Below are 421 nucleotides of genomic sequence, written 5' to 3'. Positions count from 1 at the left end.
ATCAGCCGGATCCGCCGGTTGAGGTTGTCGAGCGTGGCCACCATCGCCTTGTTCCCGGATGCCGCACACAACTCGAGGTGGAATGACTCGTCGCGCAGCACCATGTCACCGTCCGGTGGGGGCGGGCTGGCCTTCAGGTCCAGCCACTCCGCGCGCAATGCCGAGAGCCGGTCCTTATCGTAGTGCAGCTCATCGGTTTCCAGGATCCGGGTGATGCCGCGCAGTTCGATTGTGATGCGCAACTCGTAGAGGTCGCGGACGCCCGGGATATCCAGCGCGACCGGGTAGTACCCGTCGGGCCTGCGTTCGAGCATGCCGTCGGCGTGCAGCCGGACCAGCGCCTCTCTCAGCGGGGTCCGGCTGACGTTGAGCGTCTCGCACAGCTGGGACTCGACCAGCCGGGTGCGATGGTCGATCTCGC

The 421-nt window shown here is 66.3% G+C and carries 1 protein-coding gene; it reads right to left on the bottom strand.

Annotation, left to right across the window (positions count from 1 at the left end; translation table 11 throughout):
- The coding region (locus RNB18_RS52690; RefSeq protein ID WP_311721142.1) for a GntR family transcriptional regulator at positions 1-421 on the bottom strand (421 nt) is incomplete at both ends.

The sequence above is a fragment of the Streptomyces doebereineriae genome (genome assembly GCF_031845645.1).
GTDB classification, from domain to species: Bacteria; Actinomycetota; Actinomycetes; order Streptomycetales; family Streptomycetaceae; genus Streptomyces; species Streptomyces canus.
This window is presented reverse-complemented; position numbering and strand designations above follow the sequence as displayed.